19 protein-coding genes are annotated in these 15,409 nt (G+C 41.5%); 6 read left to right on the plus strand and 13 right to left on the minus strand.

Annotation, left to right across the window (positions count from 1 at the left end):
- Positions 1 to 17: 17 nt before the first annotated feature.
- Genes WAA86_RS05600 through WAA86_RS05610 form a run of 3 tightly spaced genes read right to left on the minus strand, consistent with a single transcriptional unit; the run spans position 18 to position 2,294 of the window.
- Positions 18 to 560 carry a DinB family protein gene (locus WAA86_RS05600; RefSeq protein ID WP_337300010.1) on the minus strand — a complete coding sequence of 181 codons (543 nt, stop codon included), beginning with the start codon at positions 558 to 560 and terminating at the stop codon, positions 18 to 20.
- A 38-nt stretch (positions 561 to 598) separates the two neighbouring features.
- Entirely contained in the window at positions 599 to 1,003 is a 405-nt protein-coding gene (locus tag WAA86_RS05605; protein WP_337300011.1) for a hypothetical protein, read from the minus strand.
- A 58-nt stretch (positions 1,004 to 1,061) separates the two neighbouring features.
- Positions 1,062 to 2,294 carry a pyridoxal phosphate-dependent aminotransferase gene (locus WAA86_RS05610; protein ID WP_337300012.1) on the minus strand — a complete coding sequence of 411 codons (1,233 nt, stop codon included), beginning with the start codon at positions 2,292 to 2,294 and terminating at the stop codon, positions 1,062 to 1,064.
- A 277-nt stretch (positions 2,295 to 2,571) separates the two neighbouring features.
- Between WAA86_RS05610 and WAA86_RS05615 the strand changes: the two genes are divergently transcribed.
- Complete coding sequence (locus WAA86_RS05615) at positions 2,572 to 3,180, plus strand: trimeric intracellular cation channel family protein (protein ID WP_337300013.1); 609 nt, start codon at positions 2,572 to 2,574, stop codon at positions 3,178 to 3,180.
- Here the strand turns inward: WAA86_RS05615 and WAA86_RS05620 are convergent.
- Positions 3,173 to 3,895 carry a peptidylprolyl isomerase gene (locus WAA86_RS05620; RefSeq protein ID WP_337300014.1) on the minus strand — a complete coding sequence of 241 codons (723 nt, stop codon included), beginning with the start codon at positions 3,893 to 3,895 and terminating at the stop codon, positions 3,173 to 3,175. The two genes, WAA86_RS05615 and WAA86_RS05620, sit on opposite strands and share 8 nt — an antisense overlap.
- Here WAA86_RS05620 and WAA86_RS05625 point away from each other — a divergent pair.
- Together WAA86_RS05625 and WAA86_RS05630 are read left to right on the plus strand one after the other, a co-directional pair.
- Complete coding sequence (locus WAA86_RS05625; protein WP_337300015.1) at positions 3,894 to 4,535, plus strand: NUDIX hydrolase; 642 nt, start codon at positions 3,894 to 3,896, stop codon at positions 4,533 to 4,535. The two genes, WAA86_RS05620 and WAA86_RS05625, sit on opposite strands and share 2 nt — an antisense overlap.
- Positions 4,536 to 4,574: 39 nt before the next feature.
- Positions 4,575 to 5,378, plus strand: a complete 804-nt coding sequence (locus WAA86_RS05630) for a lysophospholipid acyltransferase family protein (RefSeq protein WP_337300016.1) — start codon at positions 4,575 to 4,577, stop codon at positions 5,376 to 5,378.
- Here WAA86_RS05630 and WAA86_RS05635 read toward each other — a convergent pair.
- From WAA86_RS05635 to WAA86_RS05645, 3 genes are all read right to left on the minus strand, one after another.
- Positions 5,375 to 6,016, minus strand: a complete 642-nt coding sequence (locus tag WAA86_RS05635) for a hypothetical protein (RefSeq protein ID WP_443217574.1) — start codon at positions 6,014 to 6,016, stop codon at positions 5,375 to 5,377. The genes WAA86_RS05630 and WAA86_RS05635 overlap by 4 nt on opposite strands.
- A gap of 7 nt (positions 6,017 to 6,023) precedes the next feature.
- A complete protein-coding gene (locus WAA86_RS05640; protein ID WP_062053298.1) occupies positions 6,024 to 6,518 on the minus strand; it encodes an RNA polymerase sigma factor in 495 nt (164 codons plus the stop codon).
- A 115-nt stretch (positions 6,519 to 6,633) separates the two neighbouring features.
- A complete protein-coding gene (locus WAA86_RS05645; protein WP_337300018.1) occupies positions 6,634 to 8,061 on the minus strand; it encodes an amidohydrolase in 1,428 nt (475 codons plus the stop codon).
- 103 nt (positions 8,062 to 8,164) lie between these two features.
- Between WAA86_RS05645 and WAA86_RS05650 the strand changes: the two genes are divergently transcribed.
- Complete coding sequence (locus WAA86_RS05650; RefSeq protein ID WP_337300315.1) at positions 8,165 to 9,457, plus strand: NAD(P)/FAD-dependent oxidoreductase; 1,293 nt, start codon at positions 8,165 to 8,167, stop codon at positions 9,455 to 9,457.
- A gap of 36 nt (positions 9,458 to 9,493) precedes the next feature.
- Here WAA86_RS05650 and xerD read toward each other — a convergent pair whose 3' ends face one another.
- Complete coding sequence (xerD, locus tag WAA86_RS05655) at positions 9,494 to 10,390, minus strand: site-specific tyrosine recombinase XerD (RefSeq protein WP_337300019.1); 897 nt, start codon at positions 10,388 to 10,390, stop codon at positions 9,494 to 9,496.
- Positions 10,391 to 10,559: 169 nt separating this feature from the next.
- Here xerD and WAA86_RS05660 point away from each other — a divergent pair, with 169 nt between their 5' ends.
- Both WAA86_RS05660 and aroQ read left to right on the plus strand, forming a co-directional pair.
- Complete coding sequence (locus tag WAA86_RS05660) at positions 10,560 to 11,093, plus strand: DUF3575 domain-containing protein (RefSeq protein WP_337300020.1); 534 nt, start codon at positions 10,560 to 10,562, stop codon at positions 11,091 to 11,093.
- 90 nt (positions 11,094 to 11,183) lie between these two features.
- Positions 11,184 to 11,612: a type II 3-dehydroquinate dehydratase gene (gene aroQ / locus WAA86_RS05665; protein WP_337300021.1), complete on the plus strand. Its 429-nt coding sequence runs from the start codon at positions 11,184 to 11,186 to the stop codon at positions 11,610 to 11,612.
- On the opposite strand, the gene WAA86_RS05670 is transcribed toward aroQ, so the two are convergent.
- The 5 genes from WAA86_RS05670 to WAA86_RS05690 form a co-directional block, all read right to left on the minus strand.
- On the minus strand, positions 11,595 to 11,876 hold the full coding sequence (locus WAA86_RS05670; RefSeq protein WP_337300022.1) for a DUF3817 domain-containing protein: 282 nt from the start codon (positions 11,874 to 11,876) through the stop codon (positions 11,595 to 11,597). The two genes, aroQ and WAA86_RS05670, sit on opposite strands and share 18 nt — an antisense overlap.
- 82 nt (positions 11,877 to 11,958) lie before the next feature.
- Positions 11,959 to 13,350, minus strand: coding sequence for a dihydrolipoyl dehydrogenase (lpdA, locus tag WAA86_RS05675; protein WP_337300023.1), 1,392 nt, complete (start codon positions 13,348 to 13,350; stop codon positions 11,959 to 11,961).
- 257 nt (positions 13,351 to 13,607) lie between these two features.
- Complete coding sequence (gene msrB / locus WAA86_RS05680; RefSeq protein WP_337300024.1) at positions 13,608 to 14,012, minus strand: peptide-methionine (R)-S-oxide reductase MsrB; 405 nt, start codon at positions 14,010 to 14,012, stop codon at positions 13,608 to 13,610.
- A 130-nt stretch (positions 14,013 to 14,142) separates the two neighbouring features.
- Positions 14,143 to 14,643: a peptide-methionine (R)-S-oxide reductase MsrB gene (msrB, locus tag WAA86_RS05685; protein ID WP_337300025.1), complete on the minus strand. Its 501-nt coding sequence runs from the start codon at positions 14,641 to 14,643 to the stop codon at positions 14,143 to 14,145.
- Positions 14,644 to 14,808: 165 nt separating this feature from the next.
- Positions 14,809 to 15,363: a collagen-like protein gene (locus WAA86_RS05690; RefSeq protein WP_337300026.1), complete on the minus strand. Its 555-nt coding sequence runs from the start codon at positions 15,361 to 15,363 to the stop codon at positions 14,809 to 14,811.
- Positions 15,364 to 15,409: the final 46 nt, after the last annotated feature.

The raw sequence follows: 15,409 nt of genomic DNA on the forward strand, positions 1-15,409 counted from the left end.
TTGCTTTTTTTTGGTCATCATTCTTTTTTTGAAGTTCCTTGGTACTCGTTAAGAACACTCACCGTAACCAATAATTGACCAATATGTCGTTGACTGTGCTCCGCAGCATGAAATAGGAGGCCCAAAACTGTAGAGGGTAATTTTTTCCGACCTACGGTTCTCTTATGGGTCAATTCACTTTCAGGTATCGTTCTGAAATATTCCAATGCCTCAGCTACTTTTACATTGAAAGCCTCAACCAATTCCATGGTATTGGATAATGTGTTAGGATTGCCTTCATTCTTTAGGTATGAAAACTGTTCTTCGGTTAGGGATTTTGATTGGGTGTAGGTAAGCATCCGGTCCAAAACGCCCGTAAGATGCTGAATGTGAAAACCTACAGACGCACGGCCGGATAATTTGGTCCAAAGTAGGTCTTCATTAAAACCGTGTGTGTAATTAGTCAGTTCTCTTCCAGATTGCAAAAGGGCATGGGCCGCGGGTTGTAAAAGGGGCGTTATTCCGGGAATAGGGCCAGACAGCCAGAATTCAGGGTCTTTGTCCATGGGAATTTTCAACATAGTTAAACAATGGTTTGGGTTGTTGTCAGATAAGGCGGTTACCTTTGTTGATCTGTATAAAAAAGTTGTTTGACATCAGGTTTCATTAATTCTATAATGGTAAATATGCCCAATAGGATACCCAATATTCCGGTGAGACAATTGATAACGGCCATTACAAAAATGAAATTATAATTCTTGGTGTCCCTCAAATATTTGGAGGCCATCAAGGTAAGTATTCCCATGATGATGGATATTATTACCCCTATGGCCCCAATAGCGATTATTATGATGGCAGGATTAATGGGCAACGAATCGGTTTCATACCTCCAATCATCAGAATTGCCTATCACAAATCCAATAAAGACATAAAAGACAAAAAATAATGAAATGCTCAAGGTCAATATGCCCTTGACCAAATAGAGGATACTGAATGTGTTTAGGTTGTTATTGGTCCGTTCCATGTTTTTGGTTTAACGTGTCCTTAAAATCCCGAAGGGGTTGTTCATTTTAAAATTACCATTAAATTCTATAAGATTCAATCCATTCAACGATAAGTTCAATTCCTTTTATGACCCTGGTACCATGTTTTTTTAAACTAAATTCTTCTTGGGGGACGGGCTCATCAAAGTCAACAAAGGCAAGTCTGGCTCCCAAATGATCCGTATTGAATCCGAAGGCAGAACTGGGCAAGATCATGACCCCGGTCTCCTTTAAAAGTTGTGCACAAAGTTCGTTGGATGTAGTAATCCCCTTCTGTGATAGGGTATCCTTGAACATTGTAAAGTCCAAAAAAATATAAAATCCCCCTTGGGGCGGGGTAACGAGAATGCCAGCAGCATTTAATGTGGTTGCGCAGAACATACCAATTTTTTGAAGGATTTTAGTTTGGTACGATACATACTCTGATATACCATTGTAATCTGCATAGGCTTCTTTGGCCGCCATTTGTACAGGTGATGGGGCACAGGAATAGGTCTCTGAGCCAATACCTATCAGGGCCTGTTTAAATTCTTTTTCAATGCCATCGTATAAGAAGGCGGCCCCCAACCGCCAGCCTCCTGCACCGCACCATTTGGATAGGCCTGTAGTAGTGATGGTTCTCTCAGGATAGTAGTTGGCAAATGATGCATGTGGTCCATCAAAGCTAAGAAGGCCATAGATCTCATCGGAGATGACCAAGATATTGTGCTTTTTGGCAACTTGTGCAATGGCTTCGAGTTCTGACTGGGAATAAGTAAGGCCGTCCGGATTTCCGGGATAGTTCAATAACATGATGGTATCTTTGTGATGTTTGCCCTTTATGGCTTCTTCCATAATTTTTGGGGTAATCCGCCACCTTTCTTCATAAGTAGTGTTTAATTTAATCAAATGATGTCCTGCCAGGTTGGCTTGTGGGGCGTAGGAAACCCAAGACGGTACCGGCATTAGAACATCGGCCTGTTCAAAAGCAAGCATTATGGTGTATAACAATATTTTTGATCCCGGAGCCACCAGGATATTGTCCGGATCAACTTTAAGGCCGTTGTGTGCCATGTGGAAGTTAGACATCAATTTTCTGAGTTCCAAATCTCCTTGAACTGAGGAATACTCCTTTCTATGGGCAGCCTCTTTTAGTGCATTTATAACATGGTTCGGAGGTAGAAAAGGAGACTGGCCAAATCCAAATTTGATCACCTCTTTGTTTTGGGATTCCATGGCCTTGGCCTGGGTATTTATCAATAAGGTTTGGGATTCTTCTACTTTTCTATACATGGTGTTTCGTGTTTTGCATTCGATCTGAACAAAAAGATATCCAATTCAAATAGTTCTACAGCCATTCTAAGATAAGACATTGTGATGTTATTTTGCACTTTTAGAGGAGGTTAGCTTAGCAAAATCACGGGCAAATCGTAATAAATTGGAAGTTAATCACTCACCTTTTACATTATGCCGGCCATTTTTCTTTATTTTGTCAGTACAGAGGATTTGACGAAAATTTCACCTCTCCAATTAGAATTGAATTATGTACCAGATAACCAGGCGTTAATCCATGTTTTATTTCATCATAGATATTTTAGGTACTATCGCCTTTGCCATTTCTGGCGTATTGGTGGCCATTGATAAAAAGCTCGATCTTTTCGGAGTTTTTATCATTGCATTTGTGACCTCGGTAGGAGGGGGGACCTTAAGGGATCTTTTGATCGGGAATACACCGGTTTTGTGGTTGCGCGATCCGGTTTATCTATATACTATTTTTGGGGCCGTAGTCTTTGCCGTAATTTTTAGGGCACGCTTAAAATACATACGCAAATCACTATTTTTATTTGATACCATTGGGATTGGACTATATACCATGGTGGGTATTGAAAGAGGTTTGTCTGTTGGGCTTTCTTCTATTATGTGTATAGGACTGGGTACCATGACCGCCTGTTTCGGAGGGGTCATCAGGGATATTCTTTGTAACGAGATTCCGGTGATCTTTAGAAAGGAAATTTATGCCACTGCCTGTATCTTGGGTGGATTGGGCTATTTTTTGTTGAGACGTCTCCCGTTTGATGATGCCTATGCCTATATAGCCGGCATTGTAATTGTCATTGGAATACGATTGATAGCGGTCCGCTTTAAAATAGCATTGCCCAGTATCTATAAAACTACTTAACTACTTCAGCTTTTAAAATATAAATGTTCTGTACAGGCCAATCTCCTTGGCCAACAGGCTGACTATTTATTTTATCTACCACATCCATGCCGTCTATCACCTGGCCAAAAGGGGTGTAGTCCCCGTCCAAATGATAGGACCCAGGTTTTGTGACCACGATAAAAAACTCGAATGGGGAAGCCAACATATGTGGATTGTCTATTTCGCTACTGGGCATGGAAACAATGCCCCGGTGGTGCTTATGTCCTTTCCTAGTATCCGGTGGTAGCAAATACCTTCCTATTTCACTTCTCTTCCTTCCGGTTTCAACATTATCGGCATTGCCTCCCTGGATGATAAAATTTTTAACGATCCTATGGAAAAAGGTGTTGTCGAAGTACCCTTTTTTGGTCAGGTAAATGAAGTTTGCCTTATGGTAGGGGACATTGTCAAAAAGTTCTATAGTGATATCCCCAAAATTCGTGGTCAATTTTACGGTATTCTCCTTTAAGGTCTTGTTATAATTGAAAAAGAATTCGATGGCGTTTTCCTCAGTAAGCACAAACTCTTCTTTCTCTTTCTCTTTCTCTTTCTTTTCCTCAGCCACAGTAATGGTATCCACTACTTTGGTTTTTTGAGGTTGCTCTGGTGCTTTTTTTGTATTGGTCGTATCTTTGCAAGAAGTCAGCAGAAATAGTGTTAGTATTGTATAGAATGTGATTGGTTTCAGTGTCATGGATTTTAAGGATTTTTCTAAGCGTATATCAAAAATAAAAAATCTCCCACTTCCGGGAACGGAATCCCATTATAAAATGGCGCCGATGGAGCGGATCAATAGCTTGCAAGCTATGGAAATAAAAAGGATAAATGCCAAAAAAGCTGCTGTGATGGCCCTTTTTTATCCCAATCAAAGTGCAGCCACCAATTTACTGCTCATATTGAGAAAGTCGTACAAGGGCGTCCATTCAAATCAAATAGGTTTTCCTGGCGGTAAGGTGGAAAAAGGCGATAAGGACCTGTTGCATACAGCCTTAAGGGAAACACATGAAGAGGTTGGGGTAGAACCTCGGGCAGTACATGTTATTAGGTCGTTAACTGAGCTATATATACCTCCGAGTAATTTTGAGGTACATCCCTATATTGGCTTGTATCCCGAGGTATCCCCCTTTAAGATTCAGGAAAGCGAAGTAGAGTCGTTGGTTGAGGTTTCTCTGGATGAATTTATGGACGATAAAACCATTATTTATCAAAAATTGACCACTTCCTATGCCCAGAATATAGACGTACCTGCCTTTAAATTAAATGGTTATACCGTATGGGGCGCCACGGCCATGATGCTGAGCGAAGTTAAAGAGTTATTTAAACAAGTACTATAATGTCATATTTCGTAATTTTGAATCCTATAACCACTAATTATGACCTTTTTTAAAAGAAATCCTTTCGGACATATTTTATTTTTAAAGAAATGGCTAATCCGCATCATGGCGGTTATTACCCATCAGAGGTATAAGAAATTCAATAAGTTGGAAATTGAAGGTTCTGAGATTATCAGAAGCCTTCCGGGCCGGAACGTGCTCTTTGTGAGCAATCATCAAACCTATTTTGCCGACGTGGTTGCGATGTTCCATGTTTTCAATGCCAGTCTTAGTGGCAGGGAAAATAGTATTAAGAATATTGGATATATTTGGCAGCCGAAATTGAACATGTACTATATCGCTGCTGCGGAGACCATGAAGAAAAGTCTGCTGACCAAAATTTTCGCCTATGCCGGGTCAATTAGTATAGAACGGACCTGGAGGGCAGAAGGTAAAGATGTCAATAGACAGGTAAAAATGAGCGACATTTCCAATATTGGAATTGCATTGAACGACGGCTGGGTCATTACTTTCCCACAAGGGACCACCACCCCATGGAAGCCTTTGCGCAAGGGAACGGCACATATCATTAAAAAATACAAACCCATTGTTGTTCCCGTAGTTATTGATGGCTTTAGACGTTCTTTTGATAAAAAGGGCCTGCGTGTAAAGAAAAAGGGAATCTTACAATCCATTGTGATCAAGGAGCCATTGGATATTGACTATGAAAATGAGTCCTTTGAATCCATCATTGAAAAATTGGAATACGCCATTGAGCAACATCCATCCTTTTTAAAAGTAATTTCAAAAGCAGATTTATTGGCCTACGAAGAGGAGAACAAACAAAGAAAATGGAAGGTTTAGACTTCCAATTGTTCTAGTTCGCTGTAGTTCTTTCGCAATCTCTTTAAAAGGATGCCATATAGCAATTTGTAAAATAACCAGATTAAGCCCAACAGGACGGCGACTGCCAATATGCAGATACCTACTATAATGGTCCAAAATAGGGTTTCGTTCCCTGCCTCGGAGGCTGCATTTATAATTTTATCACTATCGGGGCCGTACCTGAGGCTTCCATAAATACCAGAGATCAAAGAGAGGGAAAAAATAATCAAATTGAACCAGACATATTGGGTCACGGTTCTTTTCACCTTTAAAATTGCCTTCATAAGATCTTTGGAAGAATCGGTGAAGGATATTTTTCTGTAATTCACATAGAATTTATAAATAAAATATAGGAGGATGGTATAGTTGATGACCATAAGGCTCACGGTAAACTCATAGATGTGCCATGATTTGATAAGATCCCACGACTCACCATCTGTAAAGAATATATTGATGGCCGTCCAAAATGCAAACTCCAAAATGCTGATATAGAATATCCATTTCACGATGGAAGAGGATTTTTTCCAAATCATCTTATAGATATCCGCATAGGATACTTTTGGAAGATGTTCCTCCTTTTTCTGCCAGTCCTTTTTTAATAGCTCCAGTTCGTCCATCATCATTTTAAGGATTAAGTATGGTTCTTAATTTATTTTTTACCCGGTTCATTTTAACCCTTGCATTTACTTCGGAAATACCTAAGGTCTCCGCTATTTCGGTATAGTTCTTGTCTTCTAGGTACAGGAATACCAATGCTTTGTCTATATCGCCCAATTCTTTGACGGCATTGTACATCAATTTCAGTTGTTGCTCCTGTGTCTCATCGTATTCATCGGCCTTAATTTTAAAAATGACCGACTCGTAGTCTTGGGTCTTTATGCTTTTTTTTGACTTCCTGTACAGTGTTATTGCCGTGTTCAAGGCAACGCGGTACATCCAAGTGCTAAATTTGGACTCACCCCGAAATTTGGGATAAGCCTTCCATAGTTGAATGGTAATTTCCTGAAAAAGGTCTTTATGGGAGTCCCGGTCATTGGTATACAATGAGCATACTTTGTGAACAATATTTTGATTGTTCTCCAGTTCGCTAACAAATTGATGTTCCTGGTCCTTCGTCACTTTTTAATGGTCGGTTACCTATTGGTGTAAGGAAGTTGATTTTTGTTACAGCACAACATGAAAAAAACCGACAATAAAAATAGTATCGGTTTCAGATCATGTCATGGGTTCTAGTTTATTTCCTGTAATCCAATGCTGGGGCCCTATCACCCAATAATGGAATGTACTTAAAGTCCTTTCCCCTTCTGTCTATCAATTCCTGTTGCGCTTTTACAACAATATCTTTGTTCTTAAGAATATCTATGGCGGTCAGGGTTAGGGTTTTGGCGGCCACCATCATGCCTTTTTTACTGAGGGAAGTACCACCCGCGGCAACAGCTTGCCAACTATGTGCAGGAGTACCAGGTACCCATGTGGCGGTACCCAAACCAACCGTAGGGACCGTATAGCTTACATCACCTACATCGGTGGACCCATAGGCTTTGGCTTCGGTCTTGTATGGTTCAATGTTCTTGGCCACCTCCAAGTTCGCCTTTTCATACCCCAAGCTTATGGCTATTTTATCGGCAAATGCTTTTTCTTCAGGCGTATAGGTGACTCCGCCAACTTTCACTAGGTTGTCGTACATCAATTTTTGAAGGGTCAGGTTGGGCAATAATTCATGGGTACCCCCAATCATTTCGAAGTCCATCGTAGTTCCAGTTCCCAAGGCCGCTCCTTCGGCAGCTTTTACAATTCTATCGAATATATCAATGACCACATCCCTTTGTCCATGTCTGGCATAATAGTATACTTCTGCGAAATCCGGTACCACATTCGGGGCTTTTCCTCCTTGGGTGATCACATAGTGTATACGTGCCTCAGATGGGATATGCTCCCGCATCATATTGACCATCATGTTCATGGCTTCCACACCATCCAAAGCCGAACGGCCTTTTTCCGGAGCTCCTGCCGCATGGGCTGAGACCCCATGGAACCTGAATTTGGCCGATTTGTTGGCAAGTGCAGCTCCCGCGCTTGCCTCATTTTCTGAACTTGGGTGCCAATGAAGGGCAACATCAACATCGTTGAACAAACCTTCCCGTACCATATAGACCTTTCCAGAACCTCCCTCTTCAGCAGGGCAACCATAGAACCTAATAGTTCCATTTATATTATTGGCCTGCATCCAATCTTTTACGGCAATGGCCGCAGCTGTAGAGGCTGTGCCAAACAAATGATGCCCACATGCATGACCTGCCGCTTTTCCGGCAGACAGCTTTTCAGCAACGGCTTGTTGGGAAAGTCCGGGCAAGGCGTCATATTCGCCTAAAATGGCTATGACAGGACCTCCATTGCCATATTCCGCAATAAAAGCGGTTGGTATTCCGGCTACTCCTTTAGTTATGGAAAAGCCCTCATCACTTAAAGTTTTTTGGAGCAGTGCTGAACTATTTTCTTCCAAATACCCCATTTCTGCAAATTCCCAGATATTTTGGGCAATGGTGCCATAGGCCTCACTTTTCTTTTCCAAATTCTTAATAATGTCCTGGGGAGATTTCTGGGCATGGCCCACATAGGCGAAAAGGCCTGTAAATGCCAGGCTGAATAGTAATTTTTTCATAATTGGAAAGATATGTTCTTGGTTTTGATAAATATAATAAAAACTACAAATGGAATGGGGAGAGAAGCCAATGAATGTTTAATTTAGGCATATGAAATGTGACATGAACATATCAAGGACCAGTTTTCCACGCATTGTAATTATTGGCGGTGGCTTTGCAGGGGTTTCCCTGGCAAAAAAATTGAGCAATAAAGAGGTGCAGGTCGTCCTGTTGGACAAGCACAATTACCACACCTTCCAGCCTTTGTTGTACCAGGTGTCTACAGGGGGACTGGAGCCCGATTCCATTGCTTATCCGATCCGTAAGATATTGAAGGACTATCACAATTTTATTTTCAGACTTGCCGAAGTCAAGGAGATAGATACCACTACAAAGAATGTAATGACCAATATAGGGAGCATCAATTATGATTTTTTAGTGCTGGCCACAGGTTCGGAAACCAATTTTTTTGGAAATGTGGAACTGGAAAAGCACAGTATGGCGATGAAGTCCATCATCCAATCCCTTAACCTTAGGAGTCTGATCCTAGAGAATTTTGAACAGGCCTTATTGACCGATGACCTTCATGAGCGCGATGCCCTGATGAATTTTGTGATTGTGGGAGGAGGGCCCACAGGTGTAGAGCTCGCCGGTGCCCTTGCAGAAATAAAAAAGGGGATCCTTCCCAAGGATTATCCCGACTTGGATACCCGAAGGGCGCAAATCCATTTGGTACAATCCGGACCGCGAATTTTAAAGGAGATGAGTGAGAAGGCATCCGAAAAAGCTGAAGAGTTTTTGGAAGGATTGGGGGTTCAGGTATGGAAAGAAACCCGTATCACCAATTATGATGGTAAGATTGCCACAACCATGACCGATCTGATTTTTGAAACCGCAACCCTAGTTTGGGCGGCAGGAGTCAAAGGGGCATTGATCAAGGGAATGGATGCTAGGGAACTGACCGTTCCTGGAAACCGACTGAAAGTCAATCAGTTCAATCAAGTGGAAGGGGTAGAGGATGTTTTTGCCATCGGAGATATAGCATGTATGGTTACGCCCGAATACCCAATAGGCCATCCCATGATGGCACAACCAGCAATGCAGCAAGGTGCCAAGCTGGGGGAGAACCTTATCAAACTATTGGAGAACAAACCACTGGATCCTTTTGAATACAAGGATAAGGGCAGTATGGCTACCGTAGGGAGAAACAAAGCCGTGGTAGATCTAAAAAACTATAAATTCCAAGGCGTCTTCGCATGGTTTGTTTGGATGTTCGTTCACCTTTTCTTTCTGATAGGATTTAGGAACAGGATGGTGGTCTTTGTAAACTGGGTTTACAATTACATCCGCTTTGATCGGGAAGCTCGACTCATCATAAGACCTTACAATAAGGATTATAGCAGGTTTGAAGATTAAAAGGATGCCTAGGGTCTTTTGTGAGTTGAGGTCTGGCTATTTTCTGGGATGGAACTCATTAAGGACCTCGGAAAGTTTGGTCCTGTCCAAATGCATGTAGATTTCTGTGGTGGTGATGCTCTCGTGTCCCAACATCTGTTGTATGGCCCTAAGATCGGCGCCATTGCCCAATAAATGTGATGCAAAGGAATGCCGAAAAGTGTGCGGGCTTATGGTTTTGTTCAACTCTATTTTCTCCGCCAATTGCTTGATGATGGTAAAGACCATAGCTCTGGTCAATTGTTTTCCCCTACGGTTTAAGAAGAGGATGTCTTCATGGCCTTTTTGAATAGTTAAGTGAACCCTTTTTTCTTTCCGGTAAATATCAATGTATTTTTTGTTGATATTGCTGATAGGTACAAAACGCTGTTTATCCCCTTTTCCAGTCACCTTAATAAAATCCTCCTCAAAGTACAGATCTGAAATCTGGAGGTTGATCAATTCTGATACCCGTAATCCACAGCCGTAAAGGGTTTCCAATATGGCCCTATTGCGTTCCCCTTCGTCTTTGGAGAGATCTATGGCCGCGATAAGATCATTGATCTCATCTTCCGAGAGCGTATCCGGAAGTTTGCGACCCAACTTGGGAGATTCAATTAAATCCATGGGATTATCAACCCTATAATCCTCAAAGATCAAAAAATTAAAAAAACTCTTTAAACCCGATATAATCCTGGCTTGGGATCTTGGATTGACCGCTTTTGCGATTTCGTAAATGAACTGTTGCACGGTTTCCCTGCCGATAGTGAGGGGTTTTTCTTGGATATTGTTGGTTTCAAGGAACAAGATCAGTTTTTCAACATCCAGACCATAGTTCTGAATGGAGTTCTTGGAAAGTCCCCGCTCTATTTTGAGGTAATCTTGATAATCTTTGAGCCCTTGTTGCCAATTCATGGGCTAAAGATACATCATGATTTGGGATCATGTAACAGGCTCAATTATTAAGACCTCTAAAATAATACGTTTAACCACCACAATACACCGTTTGACAACATAAATTATAGAAAACAATCATCATGCGTTAGGTTCGCACCAACTTAAAAACAACCTAAAATTTTATTACATGAAAAAAGTATGTATTGCAGTATTGGCCCTTGTTGCCTATGTCGGAAATGTGAACGCCCAAGAGAATGCCGTAAAGGCAAATCCACTTGGTCTGTTATTTGGAACGGCACAATTTGGTTACGAACGGGCCATTACTGAAACAACTTCCCTTGAAGTTTCTTTGGCCTACGCCAGTGTAAGCGCTACGGTAGATAATGATGAAACCAAGGCAACTGGTTTTGGTGCGGAAGGAAAGTACAAATTTTACTTCTCTTCATCCCAACAAGGTATTAGAGGATGGTATGCGGCACCAACTGTAGGATTCAACAGTGCCAAGGCTACTTCAGGAAATAGTGAAGGAAAACTATCTTGGGTTGCTGGAGGTGCAGTAGCTGGCTACCAATGGGTTTTTGGTGGCGGCGATAGCGGTTTTGCTTTGGATCTGAATTTTGGAGCCCAATATGTTTCTGCCAAAACTAGTGGAGATATTTCTGGGGTGACCATTGATGGGATACTTCCAAAATTAGGATTGTCCCTAGGATACGCTTGGTAAGATAATCTAATATTTAATTTTTGATTGAGGACCAGAGATTTTGAAGTCTCTGGTCTTTTTTTATGGGTTACAATTTGCTACATTTAGCCTATGAAAATTATCATTATCAACGGACCCAACCTTAATCTTTTGGGGAAAAGGGAACCCGAAATCTACGGCAGTGCCACATTTGAGGATTATTTTACAGAATTGCAGTTCAAATACAAGTCGGTGCAACTGGAATATTTTCAAACCAATATTGAAGGGGAGATCATCAATAAATTGCACGATTGTGGTTTTGAAGGCTATGAAGGCATTGTCCTAAATGCCGGTGCCTATACGCACACCTCCATTGGTATCGGGGATGCCATCAAAGGCATTAAAACCCCGGTGATAGAAGTCCATATCAGCAATACGTTTGCACGGGAGGAATTTAGGCATGTCTCCTATATCTCACCGGTTGCCAAAGGTGTCATCCTTGGCTTTGGACTGCAGGGTTATGATCTGGCCATACAGAGTTTCCTAGACAGAAGGCTTTAAGTATTTCTTGTCGATATAGAATGTGCCGAATGGGAGTAGGGAGGCTGTAAAAAGGATGATGAATTTCTTTAGGCCCCATTTCTTTTCCATGGTCAATAATAGGGCAAGTACCGCATAGCCAATAAATAAAAATCCGTGGGCATAACCAATGTATATATTGGGTTCAGGAATACCGCCTTTATACTTTAAGGGCATTCCCAATCCAAATAATAAGAGGAAGGATATTCCTTCCAGAATGGCAATAATTCTAAAAATTTTCAACATTACTTCCGCGAATTTTTAAAAGAAAAAAGGATTACAGCGGTTTTGGTCGATATAACCAACTGTAATCCTTTTGCATTAAATACTATAGGTGTATTACCTCGCCATAGGCATCGGCAACGGCTTCCATTACCGCTTCACTCATGGTTGGGTGTGGGTGAACCGCTTTTAGGATCTCATGTCCGGTAGTTTCCAGTTTTCGGGCAACAACGGCTTCTGCAATCATATCGGTTACTCCGGCGCCAATCATATGACAACCTAACCATTCCCCATATTTGGCATCAAAAATCACTTTTACGAATCCGTCTGGGGTTCCGGCCGCTTTGGCCTTACCACTTGCAGAGAAAGGAAACTTACCTATTTTAAGCTCGTATCCCTTTTCCTTGGCTTGTTTTTCCGTAAGTCCCACAGAGGCTATTTCCGGAGTGGCGTATGTACATCCTGGGATATTGCCATAATCCAATGGCTCTACATGCATTCCAGCTAGTTTCTCCACACAAAGGATCCCTTCGGCAGAAGCAACGTGGGCCAAAGCCTGTCCCGGAGTAACGTCCCCAATGGCATAATAGCCAGGAATATTGGTCTGGTAGTAATCATTCACCAAGATCTTATCACGATCTACGGCTATTCCTACGTCTTCCAATCCGATATTTTCAATGTTGGACTTGATTCCCACGGCAGAAAGAACAATGTCTGCCTCTATGACTTCCTCTCCCTTACTGGTTTTTACTGTAACTTTTACACCTTCACCAGATGTGTCAACCTTGGTCACCTCTGAAGAGGTCATGATTTTTATACCCGATTTCTTGAAGTTGCGTTCCAGTTGCTTGGAGATATCCTCATCTTCAACGGGTACAACATTTGGCAAAAACTCTACTACGGTCACCTCTGTTCCCATGGAGTTATAGAAATAGGCGAATTCTACCCCAATAGCGCCACTTCCTACAACAACCATTTTTTTAGGTTGTTTTTCCAAGGTCATCGCTTTTCTGTAGCCTATGATTTTCTTGCCATCTTGTGGTAGACTAGGTAGTTCCCTACTTCGCGCACCAGTGGCGATGATGATATTGTTTGCACTGTATTCGGTTTCCTTACCATCGGCATCGGTCACCTTAACTTTCTTGCCCGGCATTAATTTGCCAAAACCGTCTATGACTTCAATTTTGTTCTTTTTCATCAAGAATTGAACACCTTTGCTCATCCCGTCAGCTACGCTACGGCTTCTTTTTACAACGGCTTCGAAATCCTTATCGAAACCGTCCACGGTAAGTCCATAATCTCCGGCATGTTTTAGATATTCAAATACCTGAGCTGATTTTAACAATGCCTTGGTTGGGATACACCCCCAGTTCAAACATACACCACCTAGATTTTCTTTTTCAATTACAGCGGTTTTAAATCCTAATTGAGAAGCTCTAATGGCTGTTACATAACCACCTGGACCACTACCCAAAACAATAACATCGAAATTGCTCATTTATATCTGTTTTAAAATATCTAATTTTTGAAGTGTCAAAGTTACAAAACCAAACCTAAACCCCATAGCAGGGTTTTAAAAAATAGTGGACCATTTAATGTATTGCATGTTATCCGTTAATTATTGCCTTTTAATCCTATCCATTAGTGCTGGATATCCACCATGTTATGGTAAAAGAAAACCCACCGCTTCCGCTGGGGAAGGGGTGGGTCTTAGGTGTTAAGAACACAGTTCGCAATTAGTCCATTGCTTTGGATCTATTTTTTGGGATCAAATCCGATACTCACGGAATTGATGCAATAGCGCTGGCCTGTGGTCTCTTGAGGACCATCATTGAAAACATGTCCCAAATGACCACCACAATTGGCACAGACCGTTTCCGTCCGGACCATTCCGTGCGTATGGTCACGGATATATTCAATGGCCCCTTCCACGGCCTGGTCAAACGATGGCCAACCACAACCACTGTCAAACTTGTTCTGGCTTTCAAAGAGCTTGGCATTACAAGCTTTACAATGGTAGGTACCATCCTCTGCATGGATGTTGTACTTTCCGGTATGTGGGTACTCTGTTCCTTTTTTTCGCAGTATTCTATACTCTTCGTCCGATAATTGTGCCTTCCATTCAGCTTCGGATTTTTCTATACTATATTTTTTATCCATTTCTACTGGTTTAGGATCGTAATAAATTCATTTAAAAGTTTCTCATTGGCCATGAATGTAGCATGTTCGACAAGAATTAAATTTCTTGCCATCAACCATCAACCATCAACCATCAACTGTCAACCATCAATTACTTAGCAGGAACAAATTTCAAGGCCGCACCATTGATACAGTGCCTTTTGCCTGTAGTTTCCCTTGGGCCATCGTCGAATACATGGCCTAAATGCCCACCGCATACAGCACAGTGCTCCTCCGTTCGTTTGTAGCCAATTTTGTAATCCACATCATAGGCAACATTACCTTCGATGGCTCTGTCAAAACTGGGCCATCCTGTACCAGACTCAAATTTGTGCTCCGATTTAAATAATGGGGTGCTGCAGGCTGCACAAACATAGGTGCCTTTTCTCTTTTCTTTGAGAAGATCACTGGTAAATGCCCTTTCGGTTCCTGCCTGCCTTAGCACGTAATATTGAATATCGGTTAGCTCCTTTTTCCAATCTTCGTTGGATTTTTCCACCTTAAAGGTTTGGGCAGTGCTCTTACTGCTATTGTTGGTTTGTTTTTTTTCTTGGGAATTTCCGTTACATCCAGTCAGGACAATACAGAAAATTAAAATTAGATTCTTGATCATAGCGCTTTTTTTGTTTTTTTAGACGAAAAAATTCTTTTTTACTTTCAAATTTAAAGTACCTACGTCAATTTGTGCGTTAAGGTTTTGCCAAGTTGAAGGGATAAAAAAGCAAAAACCCCAATATCCGAAGTGGATTTGGGGTTTCGTAGGTTAATTCTTGTGGTACTAATCTATTTGTACGCGCTGTATATCCTTTTCTTCAACGCCCAAGGTCTGCATTACAGATTCTATATTGTTTCTGTCAAATTTGCCACTGGCAAAATCTGCAGGCATAATCGCAATTCTAAAAACTTGGTTGTCCGTATCTCCCGGGGCCAAGGTTCCCAGATCAAAATCAGATTCCAAGAAAATACTTACATCCAAAAAGGTATGGTCATAATTGTATTGTAAAATCCCTTGGTTCAATAATCTGGTTTGTGGCAAGAGTCTCCAAATATCAACGGACTCACCATTGCTGTCGGTAGTTTGGTCCCATAAAATGAACACCAATACGATATCGGATTCGAAAACCTCCACCGTCTGGGGAAATTCATAGAAGATAGAATAATTGTTCCCCGGCGTGAAATCACCTTCGATCTCCAAGACCTGTCCAACTACATTGACCCCGTCCAGGCCATCCCTACCGTCCAAACCGTCAAATCCTGGAGGCCCTGCAGGTCCTTCACATGCCATAATAAACAAAGCCATAAATGTTCCTAATGCTAAACTGATTTTTTTCATAATGTAAGGTTTAAAGTTTTTATATTTATCAAGGACGTGTCCCAGC

It is taken from the genome of Sediminicola sp. 1XM1-17 (genome assembly GCF_037203765.1).
Lineage (GTDB): Bacteria > Bacteroidota > Bacteroidia > Flavobacteriales > Flavobacteriaceae > Sediminicola.